We start from the raw sequence: 16,239 nt of genomic DNA, 5'->3' as shown, positions 1-16,239 counted from the left end.
CCGGCCACACCTTCCAGAGAGGACTCCCGTGTCGGAGACGACTTATCAGCTCATCGCCATCGGCGTGTACTTCGCCGCGATGCTCGCGATCGGCTACTACGCCTACACCCGCACTCGCAACATCGACGGCTACATGCTCGCCGAGCGCGGGCTGCACCCGGCCGTCGCGGCGCTGTCCGCCAACGCCGCCGACATGTCCGGCTGGCTGCTCATGGGCCTGCCCGGCGCCATCTACGCCTCCGGCCTCATCGAGTCGTGGATCGCCATCGGCCTGACGGTCGGCGCCTGGCTCAACTGGAAGTTCGTCGCGCCCCGCCTGCGCGCCTACACCGAGATCGCGGGCGACTCGATCACCATCCCGAGCTTCTTCGGGCGCCGGCTGCGTGACCGGACCAACCTGGTGCGCATCGTCGCCGCGCTGGTCATCCTCGCCTTCTTCACCTTCTACGTCTCCTCCGGCATGGTCGCCGCCGGCAAGTTCTTCGAGAGCTCCTTCGGCTGGGAGTACCTGCACGGCGTGCTGCTCGTCGCCGCGGTCACGCTCCTCTACACGCTCTTCGGCGGCTTCCTCGGCGCGACGCTCACCGACGTCGCCCAGGGCTTGCTGATGTTCGCCGCGCTCGTCGCGGTGCCGATCGTCGCCGTCTTCAAGATGGGCTCGCCGGGCGACATCGTCGACGGGGTCACGGCGGTCAACCCCGACGCCTTCAACCTCTTCGCCGGCGACGACGGCGCCGCCCTGCTCGCGCTGGGCATCTTCTCCACGGCCGCGTGGGGCCTGGGCTACTTCGGCCAGCCGCACATCATCGTGCGCTTCATGGCCCTGCGCACCTCCGCCGACGCGCACTACGGCCGCATCGTCAGCACGACGTGGATGATCATCACCGCCCTCGGCGCGATCACGACCGCGCTCATCGGCGTCGCCTACTTCAACGGCCCCGACCCGGCCAAGCAGATCGACGACCCCGAGACCGTCTTCCTGCTCCTGTCGCAGGTCTTCTTCCACCCGCTCGTCGCGGGCTTCGTCCTCGCGGCCGTGCTCGCCGCGATCATGTCGACGATGTCGAGCCAGCTCGTCGTGTGCTCCTCCGCCCTCGTGGAGGACCTCGTCAACCTCACCGGCCGCAAGGCGTCGGACAAGGCGCTGCTCCTCTACGGGCGGGTCGGCGTCCTCGTCGTCGCGCTCGTCGGTCTGGTGCTCGCGCTCGACCCGAGCTCGGCGATCCTCGAGCTCGTCGCCTTCGCGTGGGCCGGCTTCGGTGCGGCCTTCGGCCCGATCGTCCTGCTCGCGCTCTACTGGCGTCGCCTCACCGCGACCGGCGCCCTCGCCGGCATGGTCGTCGGCGCGGTCACCGTCTTCGTCTGGGGCAACATCGACAGCCTGAGCGACCGGATGTACGAGATCGTCCCGGGCTTCGCGCTCAACCTGCTCGTCGCAATCGTCGTCTCGCTGGTCAAGCCGTCGACCGACCCGGAGATCCAGGCGGAGTTCGAGCGGATGGAGCACGAGCTCGCCGACGGACGCGGCGACATCGACCTCGCCCGTCAGGGCTGAGCCGACAGCGGCGCCTGCCTGGTCTACGGCACCTGACCGAAGTGGTGCCGCCGCACCCAGGCGTGCATCGCGATCGCCGCGGCCGCGCCGGCGTTGATCGAGCGGGTCGAGCCGAACTGCGTGATCTCGAGCACGACCTCGCACACCTCGAGCATCTGCGGCGAGATCCCCGGGCCCTCCTGGCCGAGGACGAGGACGCAGTCGCGGGGCAGGTCGAAGGTCTCGATCGGGACCGAGCCCGGGACGTTGTCGATGCCGATGATGCGAAGGGGGGTCCCCCCTTCGCCCGCCGTCGCCGCCCACTGGGCGAAGTCCGCGACGGACGGATGGTGGTGCTCCACCTGGTAGCGGTCGGTGACCATCGCGCCACGCCGGTTCCAGCGCCGTCGGCCGACGATGTGGAAGGCGGCCGCCCCCATGGCGTTGGCGGTGCGCACGACCGAGCCGATGTTGAAGTCGTGCTCCCAGTTCTCGATCGCCACGTAGAAGGAGTGGCGCCGGGCGGCGAGGTCAGCGGTGATCGCCTCGTGGGACCAGTAGCGGTAGCGGTCCTCGACATTGCGTCGGTCGCCGTCGCGGAGCAGCTCAGGGTCGAGGCGCGGGTCGTCGGGCCACTCACCAACCCATGGACCGACGCCGTGGCTCACAGGTTGCGCGGAGGGTCCGCCCCTAGCCTTGGCATGATCATCCGGGGTGCTCACGGGCCCCCACCGTAGACGTCACCGCCGCGGAAGGGCCGCATGAACACCATCGTCGAGTGGGTCCTCGACCTCATGGACCGGATCGGGGGCCCCGGCATCGCGTTGGGCATCTTCCTCGAGAACGTCTTCCCGCCGATCCCCAGCGAGGTGATCCTGCCGCTCGCCGGCTTCACCGCCGCGCAGGGCCGCTACTCGATCGTCGAGGCGGTGCTCTGGGCGACGCTCGGCTCGGTCACCGGCGCGCTGCTGCTCTACGGCATCGGCGCGGCTCTGGGCCTCGACCGGCTCAAGGTCATCGCGCACAAGATGCCGCTCGTCGACGTCGCCGACATCGACAAGACCGACGCGTGGTTCAGCAAGCACGGGCCCAAGGCGGTCTTCTTCGGCCGCTTCGTCCCCGGCATCCGCAGCCTCATCTCGATCCCGGCGGGCATCGACCGCATGCCGGTGGCGAAGTTCGTCGGCTACACGACCGCCGGCTCGCTCATCTGGAACACCCTCTTCGTGTGGCTGGGCTTCCAACTCGGCGACCGCTACCACCTCGTCGAGCAGTACATGGACCCGATCAGCAAGGCGGTCTACGCCCTCATCGTCCTAGCCGTCCTCGGGGTCATCGCCTGGATGTGGCGGCGCTCGGTGCGCCGCAGCCACGACCCCGACGACCGCATCGACGTCGAGACCCTGGAGTAGCCACCCGGGCTCCCTCGGGCCCCGGGCCCGGCCATGGGTGCCTCGAAGGGAAAACCACTGTCCGTTGTCGGTGCCGCCCCCTAGCGTGGACCGACATGACCGCACCCGTGATCGAGGCCTCCGGCCTGGTGAAGACCTTCGGCGACTTCGTCGCCGTCGACGACGTGAGCTTCGAGGTCCCTCAGGGCACCGTCTTCGGCCTGCTGGGGCCCAACGGTGCCGGCAAGACGACGACCGTGCGCATGATGACGACGCTCGCGACGCCCACCCGCGGCACGGCTCGCGTCGCCGGCCACGACGTCGTCGCCGAGCCCGAGGCGGTGCGCGCGAGCATGGGCCTGACCGCCCAGTCCGCGACGGTCGACGACCTGCTGACCGGCCGCGAGAACCTGCGGCTCATCGGCGACCTCTACGGGCTGCCCGGGCGTGAGGTCCGCCGGCGGGCCGACGACCTGCTCGAGCGCTTCTCGCTCACCGAGGCGGGCAACAAGGTCGTCAAGGACTACTCCGGCGGCATGCGCCGCCGGATCGACCTGGCCGTGAGCCTCATCGCCCACCCGTCCGTGCTCTTCCTCGACGAGCCGACGACCGGTCTCGACCCGCGCAGCCGGGTCGAGCTGTGGGACGTGCTGCGCGACCTCGTGCGTGACGGCACGACGCTGCTCCTGACGACCCAGTACCTCGACGAGGCCGACCAGCTCGCCGACCGCATCTGCGTCATCGACCACGGCCGGATCATCGCCCAGGGCACCCCGCTCGAGCTCAAGGACCAGTCCGGCGCCACGAGCCTGGTCGTCACCGTCTCGCGCCACGACGAGGTGGCCCGGGCCGCCGAGCTCGTCCGCGAGAGCGTCGGCGAGGTCCACGTCGACGCGGACGCCCGCCGGCTGACCGCGCCCGGCGCCGGCGTCGCCGACCTCACCCGCATCGCCGGCGCCCTCGACGGGGCCGACATCGACGTCGACGACCTGGGCATGCAGCGCCCGAGCCTCGACGACGTCTTCCTCTCCCTCACCGGCCATGCGGCCGAGGAGACCACCAACCAGGAGGCACCGGCATGACCGCCCAGAGCGAGACCGGCTCCACCCCCTCCCCGACAGCAGCCACCTCGGCGACGAGCCTGGCACCGGCCGGCGCCGGTCGGGTCCGCCAGATCACCACCCTGGTGCGCCGCAACCTCACGCACATCAAGCGCCAGCCCGAGATGCTCACCGACGTGACGATCCAGCCGGTCATGTTCGTCCTGCTCTTCGCCTACGTCTTCGGTGGCTCGATCCAGATCCCCGGGGTCGACTACAAGCCGTGGCTGCTGCCCGGGATCATGGCGCAGACCATCGCCTTCAGCGCCTTCATCGTCGCCATCGGGCTCAACACCGACATCGGCAAGGGCATGGTCGACCGGCTGCGGTCGCTGCCCATCCGCCGCTCGTCGATCCTCATCTCGCGCAGCATCGCCGCGCTCATCCACTCGAGCATCGGCGTCGCCGTCATGTCGGTCACCGGGCTCTTCATCGGGTGGCGGCTGCACGACGGCGTGGTCAACGCCCTCATCGGCTACGGGCTGCTCCTGCTCTTCGGCTTCGCGATGATCTGGATCGGGATCCTCGTCGGGTCGGCGATGCGCTCGGTCGAAGCGGTCAACGGCCTGATGTTCACGACGATCTTCCCAATCACCTTCCTGTCCAATGCCTTCGCGCGGACCGACGTCATGCCGAGCTGGCTGCGCACCGTCGCCGAGTGGAACCCCATCTCAGCCCTCAGTCAGGCGATGCGTGACAACTGGGGCGTCGCGGGTCAGCCGTTGCGCGCCGACGCCCCGTGGCCGCTGCACCACCCCGAGCTGGCGACGATCATCTGGTCGGTGGGCATCACGCTCGTCGTCGCGCCCCTGGCCCTGCGCGCCTTCAACGCCCGCACGACCGACTGACGCGCCGCGCATCCCCTCGAGCCCCCGACGCGGGTAGAGGTATCACCGACCGGATAGCCGTCTCAGATACCTCGACCCGGCCTTCAGGGGGCGGGCTATCAGGGGCGCAGGGCTCTTGAGTGCGAGCGGTGAAGGAGGGGCGGGTCAGCGGGGGCCGTGGCCGAGGACGAGCGCGGCGAGCTGGGTGCGCGAGCGCAGCCCGGACTTCCGGTAGACGCGGGTGAGCGTGCCCTCGACGGTCTTGACGCTCAGGTGCAGGCGCTGGGCGATCTCGCGGTTGCTCGCGCCGTCGGCGACGAGCCCGGCGACCTGCTGCTCGGTGAGCGTGAGCGATGCGAGCAGGGTCTGCGGGTCGCCGCCCTCGGGCTCCTCGGGCTCGAGCGTGTGCAGCGCCGCCCCCTCGGGGAAGCGGTCCTGCACCCACGCCGTCCACGGGTGGGCGTGCAGGGGGCGCAGGACCTCGCGCGCCCGGGCAGCGGCCTCGCGGCTGCGACCGGTGCGGCGTGCCCGACGCTCGACATGGGCCAGGGTGACGAGCGAGCGAGCCTGCTCGATCGGCAGGCGCCGCTCGGCGGCCGCCGTCGCGGAACGCGAGGCCAGTCGCCGGGCGAGGTCGAGGTCACCGCGGGCCGCCGCGATCTCCGCCTCGGCCCGGTCTGCGGCGATGACGACACCCGGCGCACCGCGCCCGGCGTCGATCTCCTCACGGACCCGGGCGAGCAGGTCGGCCGCCTCGTCGACCTCACCGACGAGGGCGAGGGCCATGATCCCGTCGGTGTGCCACCGCAGCGAGGTGACGTCGCGGATCCCGCTCGCCTCGTCGATCGAGCGCAGCTCGCGGAAGGCCGCGACGGCCTCGTCGAGCTCGTCGAGGTGCAGCCGCGCCAGCCCGAGGTGGGCCAGCTGCCGGCGCAGGTAGCGCTCGTCCTCCTGCTCACGGGCGAGCTCGACCCCGCGACCGCTGACGACGGCCGTCCGCTCGAAGGTCCCGCCGACCGACTCGGCGATCGCCTCGATGTACCAGGTCGTCGCGACGGGCGTGTCGAAGTGCGTCGCCGCCCGGGTCGCCCGCCCGGCGAGCTCGAGCGCCTCCCGGCCACGCCCCTGCCTGGCGACGATCTCGACGAGGCTGCGCAGCACGTGGACGGTGTCGTAGCCGGCGTCGGGGCCGACCCCGGCGAGCATGTCGACGAACTCCGCCCGGGCCCGGCGCAGGTCGTCGTCGTGCAGGGCGAAGCGCGCGGCGATGTAGCGCGCGGAGGTGTGCACCTGACCGGGGCGCGGCGGTCCGGCCAGCCCGGCTGCGGCGTCGATGAGCGCGCGCGAGCCACCGTCGCCGAGGGTGCGGGTGACCGATGCGGCGACGGTCAGCGCCTCGACCTCGATGTCCGGGCGCCCGGCCCGCTCCGCCAGCTCGACGGCACGGCGGGCGAGGTCGAGGGCGGTGCGCAGGTCGTGGGTGCCGAGCAGCAGGCGGGCGCGCTGCAGCAGCACCCGGGCCTGCAGGTCGGGGTGCTCACGAGCGGCCTGCAGCGCGGTGACGAGCACCTCGTCGGGCGAGACGTCGCCGAGCTCGACGAGCGCGAGGTCGGCGCGCACCCGGTGGCCGGGCTCGGCGAGCCGGGCCGCGCCCTCGATCGCGCGCTGCAGCACACGGGTCTCCTTGCCGATGACGGCATTCTCGAGACAGCAGGTGATCCACTCGTCGCGCTCGGCGGTGCCGGCGTCGGCGGCGAGGAGGTAGAGGTGCGCGGCGAGGTCGTGCTCGCCGCGGGCGGCGGTCTCGGCAGCCGCCGCGGCGAGGTCCGCCGGCGTGGTCGCCGTGTCGCCGGCGAGGGCGAGGTGGTAGCGGTCGAGCGCGTCGCTGTCGGCGTGCGCGGCGAGCTCTCGGTGCAGTCCGACGAGCTCGTCGCTGTCGATGGACTCGAGCAGCACGTCACCGAGGGCGGTGGGCGTCAGCCGCACGTACTCGTCCTCGCTGACGAGCAGGGCGAGCGCCCGGGCGGTGCGCAGGCTGGCGACGGCCTCGTCGCCGCCGAGGCGGGTGAGCACGGCCGTCGTCGGCTGGTGCATCGCGGCAACCCGCCGCAGCGTGGTCCGCACCGGCCCGGAGAGGGAGAGCGCCTCCTGCCGCACGAGGGAGTGCACGGCGCGCGTGGCCTCTGCGGGCGGCAGCCCGTCGACGGCGCGCGCGATGTCGTGGGCGAGACCGGGGTTGCCTCCCGACTCACGGTGCGCCCACAGCGCGGTGTCGGTGGGCACGCCTGCAGCAGTGAGCATCTCGACCGTGTCGGCACCGGCGAGCGGCAGCAGCTCGAGGTGCAGCAGCTCGAGCTCGCGGGCAGCCGCGAGGCTGGGGACGAATCCCGTGTCCGGCGACACCTCCGGCGGACCGACGCTGATGAGGATGCCGAGCGCACCGGGCCCCAGCGAGCGGGAGGCCGCGGTGCGCATCGCGGTGAGGGTGAGCGGGTCGAGGTGCTGCCCGTCGTCGATGACGAGGACGAAGGGGGCTCGCCCCGCCTGGGTGGTGAGCAGCTCGGTGAGCGCATCACCGAGGAGCACCGCCGGGTCGCCGCTGGGCAGGGAGCCCGGGTCGAGCAGCCCGGTGCGCATCCGCTCGGGCAGCTCGTCGAGGGTCTCTGGGGGGAAGGCGCCGGCGATGAGCGCAGCGCCGTGGCCCGGGGTGCCGAGCCGCTGCAGCCGAACGGTGATCGCGTGCGGCAGGCCGGCGGTCACGAGGTCGAGGACCGTCGAGCGGCCCATCCCGCGCGGTCCATGGACCGCGACGGCCTGGCCGTCGAGGACACGCGCGGTGATCGAGGCGACGAGGCGGGCACGCCCCACCGGGGCGGGCGCGCCGACCGCATCGTGCCGCGCAGGCTGGATCACTCGTGCTCCTCCGTCGTCGGGGGGACGAGTCCAACGTAGCCCCCGCACCTGAACGACAGGGGGCAGGCCCCCTTCGACGGGGCGAACTGGCCGATCACCGTCAGCGCGGGCTGATGACCTCGGTACCGAGGAATGGCTGCAGCGCTGCGGGGACGCGGATCGAGCCGTCGGCCTGCTGGTGGTTCTCGAGGATCGCGACGATCGGGCGGGTGCTCGTGATGGCGGTGCCGTTGAGCGTGGCCACCGTGCGGGTGCCGCCGCCCTCGGCGTTGCGCTCACGGATGTTGAGGCGGCGCGCCTGGAAGGTCGTGCAGTTGCTCGTCGACGTCAGCTCGCGGTACTTGCCCTGGGTGGGGACCCACGCCTCGCAGTCGTACTTGCGGCTCGCCGGGCCGCCGAGGTCGCCGGCGGCGACGTCGATGACCCGGTAGGGCAGCTCGAGCGCCTCGAGGATCCGCCGCTCGATGCGCAGCAGCTCCTCGTGCTGGGCCTGGGCGTCCTCGGGGCGGCAGAAGACGAACATCTCGGTCTTCTGGAACTGGTGGACGCGGAAGATGCCGCGCGTGTCCTTGCCGTAGCTGCCGGCCTCGCGGCGGTAGCAGGTCGACGTCGACACGTAGCGGATCGGCCCGTCGGAGAGGTCGAGGATCTCGTCGGCGTGGTAGCCGGCGAGCGCGACCTCGGAGGTGCCGGTGAGGTAGAGGTCGTCGGCGGGCAGGTGGTAGACGTCGTCGTGGGCGTCGAGATAGCCGGTGCCGGCCATCGTCTCGGGGCGCACGAGCGTCGGGACGACGAGCGGGGTGAAGCCCTCCTCGGCGGCGATCTGCTGGGCGAGCGCCATGAGGGCGATCTCGAGCCGGGCGCCGGCGCCGCGCAGGTAGTAGAAGCGGCTGCCGCTCACCTTGGCCCCGCGCTCCATGTCGATGGCACCGAGCAGCTCGCCGAGCTCGAGGTGGTCCTTCGGCTCGAAGCCCTCCGCGGCGAAGTCACGGGGGGTGCCGACCTCCTCGAGGACGACGAAGTCGTCCTCGCCGCCAGCGGGGACACCCTCCTGGATGACATTTCCGATGCGACGGATCGAGGCGTCGAGCGCCCCCTTCGCCTCCTCGGCTGCGGCCTCGAGCTCCTTGACCCGGGCCGACATCGCAGCGCCCTTGTCGCGCAGCGCGGCGGCCTCGGTCTCGAGCTCGGTGACGTCCTCGCCGGCCTTCTCGGCCTTCTTGAGCCGACCCATCACGGGGCCGAGCTCCTTGCTCGCCGCCTTCTGCTCGGCGCGGGCCGTCTCGAAGGCACCGATGGCGCTGCGGCGCTGCTCGTCGGCGGCGATGACGGCGTCGACGAGGGACTCGTCCTCGCCGCGGGCACGCTGGCTCGCTCGGACGGCATCGGGCTGGTCGCGCAGGGTCTTGAGGTCGATCACGACAGGCAGGATATCCGCGCCACGCGCCGGCGCCGCCCGCCACCGGCGTGACGACCGGGGCGCAGGCCCCTCGCTGGGGTAGCGTCACGGCCGTGTCGGACTGGACTCTCCTGGCGATCGTCATCGCCATCTCGCTCGCGCTCGTCGCCGTCGTCGTCGCCCTGGTGCTCCGTGGCCCGGGTGCCGCGGCCCCCCGTCACGGCCGGTCCCGGCCGGACCGTCACCGCTTCCGGCGGGACGAAGGGAGCGCCCCGGCGCCTCGTCGCGCGGGCATCATCATCAACCCGACGAAGTTCGACGACGTCGCCGCGACCCGCGCCGAGCTGACCGCCGCGAGCGTCTCGCTCGGGTGGGAGGAGCCGCTCTTCATCGAGACGACGATCGAGGACCCGGGCACCGGGCAGGCCCGTGAGGCGCTCGAGGCCGGCGTCGACGTCGTCTGCCCGCTCGGTGGTGACGGCACGATCCGCGCCGTCGCGGTTGCCCTCGCCGGCACCCGCACCCCGATGGGCCTGCTGCCGCGCGGCACCGGCAACCTGCTCGCCCGCAACCTCGACATCCCCTTCGGCGCCGACCTCACCGAGGCCCTGCGGGTCGCCTACAGCGGGCGCAACAAGGCGATCGACGTCGCGTGGATCGAGCTCGACCCGGCCGAGGAGGCCGCGACCGAGGACTCCGGCCAGGCGGAGGAGCCGGTCGAGGGGCCGCCGGTGGAGCGGCACCCCTTCCTCGTCATGGCGGGCATGGGCTTCGACGCGGCGATCATGGGCAACACGAGCGAGGAGCTCAAGGCCAAGGTCGGGTGGACGGCCTACTTCGTCACCGGCTTCCGCAGCATCTTCATCAAGCGATTCCGCGTCCGGTGGACCATCGACGGCAAGGCGCAGGAGCCGGTGCGAGCCCGCACGATCCTCTTCGGCAACTGCGGCACCCTGACCGGCGGCATCCAGCTCGTGCCCAGCGCGCGGCTCGACGACGGTCGCCTCGACGGCGTCGTCGTCGCCCCGAAGACGATCATCGGGTGGGGCTCGGTCGCCGTGCGCGTCCTCGGCCGCTCCGAGAAGGACGGGACCGAACTCATTCGCACCTCCGGCTCGGTCTACACCGCCCGGGTCGACGAGCCGCACCCCGTGCAGGTCGACGGCGACGTCATCGGCGAGGCCACGCGCCTGCTCGTGACGGTCGACCAGCAGGCACTCATCGTGAGGGTCGCGAGCATCTGAGCGAGGTCTCGACCGGGGCCCGCCCCACCCGTACCTCGATTTCCGGGTGACCCGAGAAACACCCCCTTCGCAAGGGTTTGAAACCCTTGCGAAGGGGGTGTTTCTCTTGTCGAGCGGCGACGAAGGGGGGTCAGCGCCCCGGCGCCACGCTCGCCATGACCTGGTCGACGAGCTCGTCCGGCGCGGCGGTGAGGTCGAGCACGACCCCGTCCTCGTCGGGCTCCAGGTCCTCGAGGGTGTCGATCTGCGACTGGAGCAGCGAGGCGGGCATGAAGTGGCCCTTGCGCCCCGAGAGCCGCTCGGCGATGACCTCCGCCGACCCATCGAGGTGGGCGAAGACGACCCGGTGGCCGCCCCCGAGGGCGGCGACGTCGGCGCGCAGCACGTCGCGGTAGACCCGCTTGAGCGCCGAGCAGGTGATGACCGTGTCCTCGCCGCGGGCGGCGTGCTCGGCCATCCACGCGGCGAGGTCGTGCAGCCAGGGCCAGCGGTCCTCGTCGTCGAGCGGGATGCCCTGCGACATCTTGTCGATGTTGGCCTGCGGGTGGAAGGCGTCGGCCTCGGCGAAGACCCAGCCGGTCCGCTCGACGACGCCCTGGGCGACGGTGCTCTTGCCGCTGCCCGAGACGCCCATCGCGATGACGTGCACGGTCATCTCACAGCACCAGGCTCAGCGCGAAGGCGAAGACGAAGCCGATGCCGCCGATGAGGGTCTCCATGACGGTCCACGTCTTGAGCGTCGTCTTCTCGTCCATGCCGAGGAAGCGGCCGACGAGCCAGAAGCCGGAGTCGTTGACGTGCGACAGGACGGTGGCGCCACCGGCGATGGCGATGACGATGAGCACGAGGTCGATCGAACTCAGCCCCGACGAGGCCTCGATCGTCGGCGCCATGAGCCCGGCGGCGGTCGTCAGGGCGACCGTGGCGCTGCCCTGGGCGACGCGCAGCGCCGCGGAGACGACGAAGGCGGCGACGATGACCGGCAGCCCGGTGGACTCGAGCGTCTCGGCGAGGGCCTGGCCGATGCCGCTGGCCCGCAGGACGCCACCGAACATGCCGCCGGCGCCGGTGATGAGGATGATCGCGCAGACCGGGGCGAGCGCGTCGTTCATGATCGTCTCGACGTCGGCGCGCGAGCGGCGGCGCCAGCCCAGCGCGACCATGGCGACGAGCGTGGTGATGAGCAGGGCGATGGGGGTCTTGCCGATGATCCGCAGCGCGTTGACCCACACGGCGTCACCGTCGACGACGCCCTGGGTCGCCAGGGTGTTGAGCCCGGTGTCGACGAAGATCAGCAGCATCGGCAGGAGCAGCACCGCGAGGACCAGGCCGAAGGACGGCCGGCGGGCGTCGTCCCCCTTCGCCTCGGGGACGTGACCACCTGAGAGCAGGTCGGGCACGTCGACCATGAAGCGGCTGCCGGCCCACAGGCCGTAGAGGTAGGACGCGAGGTACCACGTCGGCAGCCCGATCAGCAGGCCGAAGACGAGGAGCAGGCCGATGTCGGCGCTCACGAGGTCGGCCGCGGCGACCGGGCCCGGGTGCGGCGGGACGAAGGCGTGCATGACGGCGAAGGCACCCGCGGCGGGGAAGGCGTAGCGCAGCACCGAGCCGCCGAAGCGGCGGGCGACGCTGAAGATGATCGGCAGCATGACGACCAGGCCGGCGTCGAAGAAGATCGGGAAGCCGAAGAGCAGCGAGGCCACACCCAGGGCGAAGGGGGCCCGGTCCTCGCCGAAGCGCGCGATGAGGGTGTCCGCGAGGACCTGGGCGCCGCCGGTCACCTCGAGCAGGCGGCCGATCATCGCGCCGAGACCGACGAGCAGGGCCACCGACGCGAGCGTGGCGCCGAAGCCGTCGGTCATCACGGTGACGACGTCGGCGGGGGCGATCTTCGTCGCGAGGGCGGTGAGGAAGCTGACGAGCACGAGGGCCACGAAGGCGTGGACCTTGAAGCGGATGATCAGCAGGAGCAGCAGCGCGACGGCGGCCGCGGCGATGGCGAGCAGGGGCCCGGAGCCGTAGGCGGGCTCGGGCACGGCGTCCTCGACGAGAAACATCGTTGTCCTCCGGTGGGTGGTGTCAGGGCGGTCGCCCGCCGGACACCTTCCCAAAAGTATGCTTATTGCGCAACCAATCGTCATCCTTTTCTTTGGAGGTGCACCATCGCGTCTGCGACAATCCGCGGCATGACGAGTGCGTCGGGGGGCTTGCACCACGCCGTCCTCACGCGCATCGGGGCCGACCTGACCTCGGGGCGCCTGGGCGCCGGTGACGTCTTCTCCATGGAGCAGATCGAGGGGCGCTACGGCGTCTCCCGCACGGTCGTGCGCGAGGTCATCAAGGTCCTCGAGTCGATCGGGGTGGCGACCTCACGCCGTCGCGTCGGCGTGACCATCCAGCCGGAGTCGCAGTGGGAGGCGCTCAGCCCGGTCATCATCCACTGGCGCCTCGCCGGCCCGCAGCGCCTCGCGCAGCTGCGCGAGGTGAGCGAGCTGCGCCGCGGCGTCGAGCCGCAGGCCGCCCGCCTCGCCGCGCAGCGCGCGACCCCCGAGCAGGCCGAGCGCCTGCAGGCCGCGGCGGCGGGCATGGCCGAGACCGGGCCGAAGGGGGACCTGCTCACCTACCTCGGTCACGACATCGACTTCCACCGCACCCTCCTCGAGGCGTCCGGCAATGCGCTGCTGGCCGGCTTCGCCCCCTTCGTCGCCGAGGCGCTCACCGGCCGCACCGAGCACGACCTCATGCCGGAGATCCCCGAGCAGGGCGCCATCGGCTGGCACGTCGAGGTTGCCGCAGCGATCGCCGAGGGCTGCCCCGACAGCGCCGAGGAGGCGATGCGCCGCATCGTCTCCGAGGCCCAGGAGGCCATGGACGAGATCGAGGCCTCCGGCGACTGAGCGCCCCTGCGGCTCAGGGGCGCCCAGCCATCGGCGTCCGGATCGGACGGCAGACGACTCAGGGAGCCAGCTGCTTCTTCTGCACCTTGCCCATGGCATTGCGCGGCAGGGAGTCGGTGAAGCGCACCTCGCGTGGCCGCTTGTGGCGCGAGAGGTCGTGGGCGACGTGGTCGACGAGCGACTGGGCGAGATCGTCGCCCGTCGGCCCCTCGGCGACGACCCAGGCGACGATGCGCTGACCGAGATCGGGGTCGGGCTCACCCACGACGGCGACCTCCGCGACCTCGGGCCGGGCCAGGAGCGAGGCCTCGATCTCCCCGGCCCCGATCCGGTAGCCGCCCGACTTGATGAGGTCGACCGACTCCCGGCCGACGATCCGGTGGAATCCGGAGGCATCGCGCGCGGCGAGGTCACCCGTGACGAACCAGCCGTCCCGGGTGAAGGAGGCCGCGGTGGTCTCGGGACGGCCGAGGTAGCCGGAGAAGAGGACGGGACCGCGCACCTCGAGCCGCCCGATCGACTCGCCGTCGGCGGGCACCTCGCTGCCGTCCTCGGCCCGGACACGGGTCTCGACACCGGTGATCGGCAGCCCCACCCAGCCGGCCCGCCGCTCACCGTCGGCCCGCGCGCTCAGGGTGATCATCGTCTCCGTCATGCCGTAGCGCTCGACCGGCGCCTGCCCGGCGAGGCCCGCGATCGCCTCGAAGACCGGCGCGGGCAGGGGCGCGCTGCCCGACACGAGCAGGCGGGCGCGCCCGATCGCCCGGGCGGCCCCCGGCGCCGCCGCGACCCGGGACCACACCGTGGGCACGCCGAAGTACATCGAGCCGGGGGTCGCCGCGTAGGCCTCGGGCGTCGGCCGACCGGTGTGCCGCACGCGGGAGCCCACGCGCAGCGCACCGAGCACGCCGAGGATCAGCCCGTGGGTGTGGAAGAGCGGCAGGCCGTGGACGAGGGTGTCCTCCTCGCTCCACTGCCAGGCGTCGACCAGCCCGTCGAGACCGGCGGCGATGGCACCGCTCGACAGCTCGACGCCCTTGGGCGCACCCGTCGTGCCCGACGTGTAGAGGATCAGGCTCGTCGCGTCGGCAGCCGGCAGGTCCGGGGACGCACCGCTCGGGGCGCTGGCGGCCAGGTCGAGCGGAACGACGGGCAGGTCCAACCCGTCGGGCCGGGGCCCGGCCCAGGCGCTCGCCCCCGAGTCGCGCAGCACGTGCGCCACCTCGCCGGGGCCGGCGTCGGGCGGCACCGGGACGACGGGCACGCCGGCGAGCAGCCCGCCGACGACCGCGACGACCGTCTCGGCCGTCGGGGTCGCGTGCACGGCGACCGGCTCGGGGCCGCTGAGTCGCGCGCCGAAGGCGAGCGCCGCCGAGACGAGCTGCTCGCTCGACAGGCTCGTGCCCGCGACCTCGACAGCGTCGGCGCGACCGGGTCCGTCGAGCAGACCGCTGAGCAGGTGGGACGAAGGGGACATCACAGGACCTTCCCGGGGAGGAGGAGCACGAGGGTGAAGAGGATCGGCCCGACGAGGACCATCGACAGGCCCCAGCGGGTGAGCAGCGTCGTCATCCGAGCACGGTCGTCCGCCTCCGCGCTCGCGACATAGGTCGCACCGACGGTGGAGAAGGGCGAGACGTCGACGATCGAGGCGCACACACCGATGGCGCAGATGAGCGCCCAGCCGGGCAGGCCGCCCTCGCCGATGAGCGGGAGGGAGAGGGGCACGAGCGCGGCGAGCATGCCGGTCGTCGAGGCAAAGGCGGAGATCAGACCCGCGACCACGCAGAGGAGGAAGGCGGCCACGAGCGGGTTGCCGAGGTCTGCGGCGCCCTCGCCCAGCATGTCGAGGACTCCCATCTCGGTGAGCACGCCGACATAGGTGATGATGCCGCCGACGAGGAGGACGGAGCCCCAGTCGATGCGGGTCATGGCGCTCTTGCCGGCCGCCGGGTCCACCACGGCGAGGAAGGCCGCGAAGGCGAAGCCGAGGACACCGATGTCCGGCTCGCCACCCGTGAGCGCGATGACCATGACGCTGCCGACCAGCGCCGCCATGCACACGAGCGTGAGGACCTGGACACGACTCGGGCGCGGCACCACGGCATCGGTCACCGCGGTCTCGACCGTGCGCGACTGCGTCGCCAGCTGCAGCGACGACTGGCCGTAGCCGCCGATGGCGCGCTCTTCGCCCGACCCACCGGAGGGGCCGGCAGACCCGCGGTCACCGCCGGAGCCACCGACGCCGTCAGCTCCGGGCTCGTCGGCGACGACCGACCGCCGACGACCGAAGAGCGCGTAGGCGACGGCCAGCAGCGCGATGTTGACGACCACGGCGATGGCCATCAGCAGCATCGGGTTGAGCTCGATGCCGGCGGAGTCGGCCGTGCCCCACGTGATGATGCCGAAGAGGCTCGTCGGGGCGAAGGCACCCGCCGACAGCCCGGTGCCCATCGCCAGGGCCATGAGCATGGGGTCGATCCCCCGGCGGCGCGCGACGGTCATCCCGACGGGTGCCATCACGAGGCCACCGAGCGGGGCACCCATGGCGGAGATGACCGCGGTGAGCAGGAAGAAGACGAGCGGGTAGAGGCCGTCGCGCCCCGCCACCCGGGAGATCGCGGCGTCGATGAGCCACTCGATCGTGCCGTTGCTGTGCGCGATGCCGAAGAAGTAGGTGACCCCCACGAGGAGCACGAGGATCGACAGCGGGAACCCGCCGACGACGTCCTCGAGCGCGAGGTCCGCCAGCCCCAGCCCCACGGCTGCGGCGAAGGGGAACATCGCGATCCCGATGTTGACATTGCGCACGGCGGCGAGTGCGAAGACACCGACGAAGATCGCCAGCGCCACGAGCTGTGCAGTCATGCCCGCTCCTTTTCACGTCATTGTGAGTGCGGTCCACTGTATGGCACAGTGGTCTATTGTGTG

Annotated in this window: 13 protein-coding genes; 6 read left to right on the top strand and 7 right to left on the bottom strand. The window is 72.1% G+C overall.

Annotated elements, in window-relative coordinates:
- The first annotated feature begins 28 nt into the window (after positions 1-28).
- Positions 29-1,555: a sodium/proline symporter PutP gene (gene putP, locus NMQ01_RS01040; RefSeq protein ID WP_255185046.1), complete on the top strand. Its 1,527-nt coding sequence runs from the start codon at positions 29-31 to the stop codon at positions 1,553-1,555.
- A gap of 23 nt (positions 1,556-1,578) precedes the next feature.
- Here the strand turns inward: putP and NMQ01_RS01035 are convergent, their stop codons facing one another.
- Positions 1,579-2,202: a TrmH family RNA methyltransferase gene (locus NMQ01_RS01035; protein ID WP_255185045.1), complete on the bottom strand. Its 624-nt coding sequence runs from the start codon at positions 2,200-2,202 to the stop codon at positions 1,579-1,581.
- Positions 2,203-2,295: 93 nt separating this feature from the next.
- On the opposite strand from NMQ01_RS01035, the gene NMQ01_RS01030 reads away from it, so the two are divergent.
- From NMQ01_RS01030 to NMQ01_RS01020, 3 genes are all read left to right on the top strand, one after another.
- Positions 2,296-2,946, top strand: a complete 651-nt coding sequence (locus tag NMQ01_RS01030; protein ID WP_255185044.1) for a DedA family protein — start codon at positions 2,296-2,298, stop codon at positions 2,944-2,946.
- Positions 2,947-3,041: 95 nt separating this feature from the next.
- Positions 3,042-4,007, top strand: a complete 966-nt coding sequence (locus tag NMQ01_RS01025; RefSeq protein ID WP_255185043.1) for an ATP-binding cassette domain-containing protein — start codon at positions 3,042-3,044, stop codon at positions 4,005-4,007.
- The gene (locus NMQ01_RS01020) at positions 4,004-4,873 is read left to right on the top strand and encodes an ABC transporter permease (RefSeq protein ID WP_255185042.1); all 870 of its coding nucleotides are present in this window, start codon (positions 4,004-4,006) and stop codon (positions 4,871-4,873) included. The genes NMQ01_RS01025 and NMQ01_RS01020 overlap by 4 nt, the downstream gene beginning before the upstream one ends.
- Positions 4,874-5,017: 144 nt before the next feature.
- On the opposite strand, the gene NMQ01_RS01015 is transcribed toward NMQ01_RS01020, so the two are convergent.
- A complete protein-coding gene (locus tag NMQ01_RS01015; protein ID WP_255185041.1) occupies positions 5,018-7,765 on the bottom strand; it encodes a LuxR C-terminal-related transcriptional regulator in 2,748 nt (915 codons plus the stop codon).
- A 100-nt stretch (positions 7,766-7,865) separates the two neighbouring features.
- The gene (gene serS / locus NMQ01_RS01010; protein WP_255185040.1) at positions 7,866-9,185 is read right to left on the bottom strand and encodes a serine--tRNA ligase; all 1,320 of its coding nucleotides are present in this window, start codon (positions 9,183-9,185) and stop codon (positions 7,866-7,868) included.
- A 92-nt stretch (positions 9,186-9,277) separates the two neighbouring features.
- Here serS and NMQ01_RS01005 point away from each other — a divergent pair, with 92 nt between their 5' ends.
- On the top strand, positions 9,278-10,408 hold the full coding sequence (locus tag NMQ01_RS01005) for a diacylglycerol kinase family protein (RefSeq protein WP_255185039.1): 1,131 nt from the start codon (positions 9,278-9,280) through the stop codon (positions 10,406-10,408).
- A 130-nt stretch (positions 10,409-10,538) separates the two neighbouring features.
- On the opposite strand, the gene NMQ01_RS01000 is transcribed toward NMQ01_RS01005, so the two are convergent.
- Positions 10,539-11,063: a gluconokinase gene (locus NMQ01_RS01000; protein WP_255185038.1), complete on the bottom strand. Its 525-nt coding sequence runs from the start codon at positions 11,061-11,063 to the stop codon at positions 10,539-10,541.
- 1 nt (position 11,064) lies between these two features.
- A complete protein-coding gene (locus NMQ01_RS00995; protein ID WP_255185037.1) occupies positions 11,065-12,468 on the bottom strand; it encodes a GntP family permease in 1,404 nt (467 codons plus the stop codon).
- A gap of 129 nt (positions 12,469-12,597) precedes the next feature.
- On the opposite strand from NMQ01_RS00995, the gene NMQ01_RS00990 reads away from it, so the two are divergent.
- Positions 12,598-13,308, top strand: a complete 711-nt coding sequence (locus tag NMQ01_RS00990; protein ID WP_255185036.1) for a FadR/GntR family transcriptional regulator — start codon at positions 12,598-12,600, stop codon at positions 13,306-13,308.
- A 58-nt stretch (positions 13,309-13,366) separates the two neighbouring features.
- Here the strand turns inward: NMQ01_RS00990 and NMQ01_RS00985 are convergent, their stop codons facing one another.
- The gene (locus NMQ01_RS00985; RefSeq protein WP_255185035.1) at positions 13,367-14,785 is read right to left on the bottom strand and encodes an acyl-CoA synthetase; all 1,419 of its coding nucleotides are present in this window, start codon (positions 14,783-14,785) and stop codon (positions 13,367-13,369) included.
- On the bottom strand, positions 14,785-16,176 hold the full coding sequence (locus tag NMQ01_RS00980) for an SLC13 family permease (protein ID WP_255185034.1): 1,392 nt from the start codon (positions 16,174-16,176) through the stop codon (positions 14,785-14,787). The genes NMQ01_RS00985 and NMQ01_RS00980 overlap by 1 nt, the downstream gene beginning before the upstream one ends.
- Positions 16,177-16,239: the final 63 nt, after the last annotated feature.

It is taken from the genome of Janibacter sp. CX7 (assembly GCF_024362365.1).
Taxonomy (GTDB): domain Bacteria; phylum Actinomycetota; class Actinomycetes; order Actinomycetales; family Dermatophilaceae; genus Janibacter.
This window is presented reverse-complemented; position numbering and strand designations above follow the sequence as displayed.

Coding starts and splice junctions, on each gene's coding strand:
- NMQ01_RS00980 (WP_255185034.1), bottom strand. CDS start 16,176: ATGACTGCACAGCTCGTGGCGCTGGCGATCTTCGTCGGTGTCTTCGCA.
- NMQ01_RS00985 (WP_255185035.1), bottom strand. CDS start 14,785: ATGTCCCCTTCGTCCCACCTGCTCAGCGGTCTGCTCGACGGACCCGGT.
- NMQ01_RS01030 (WP_255185044.1), top strand. CDS start 2,296: ATGAACACCATCGTCGAGTGGGTCCTCGACCTCATGGACCGGATCGGG.
- NMQ01_RS01000 (WP_255185038.1), bottom strand. CDS start 11,063: ATGACCGTGCACGTCATCGCGATGGGCGTCTCGGGCAGCGGCAAGAGC.
- NMQ01_RS01025 (WP_255185043.1), top strand. CDS start 3,042: ATGACCGCACCCGTGATCGAGGCCTCCGGCCTGGTGAAGACCTTCGGC.
- NMQ01_RS00990 (WP_255185036.1), top strand. CDS start 12,598: ATGACGAGTGCGTCGGGGGGCTTGCACCACGCCGTCCTCACGCGCATC.
- NMQ01_RS00995 (WP_255185037.1), bottom strand. CDS start 12,468: ATGTTTCTCGTCGAGGACGCCGTGCCCGAGCCCGCCTACGGCTCCGGG.
- NMQ01_RS01020 (WP_255185042.1), top strand. CDS start 4,004: ATGACCGCCCAGAGCGAGACCGGCTCCACCCCCTCCCCGACAGCAGCC.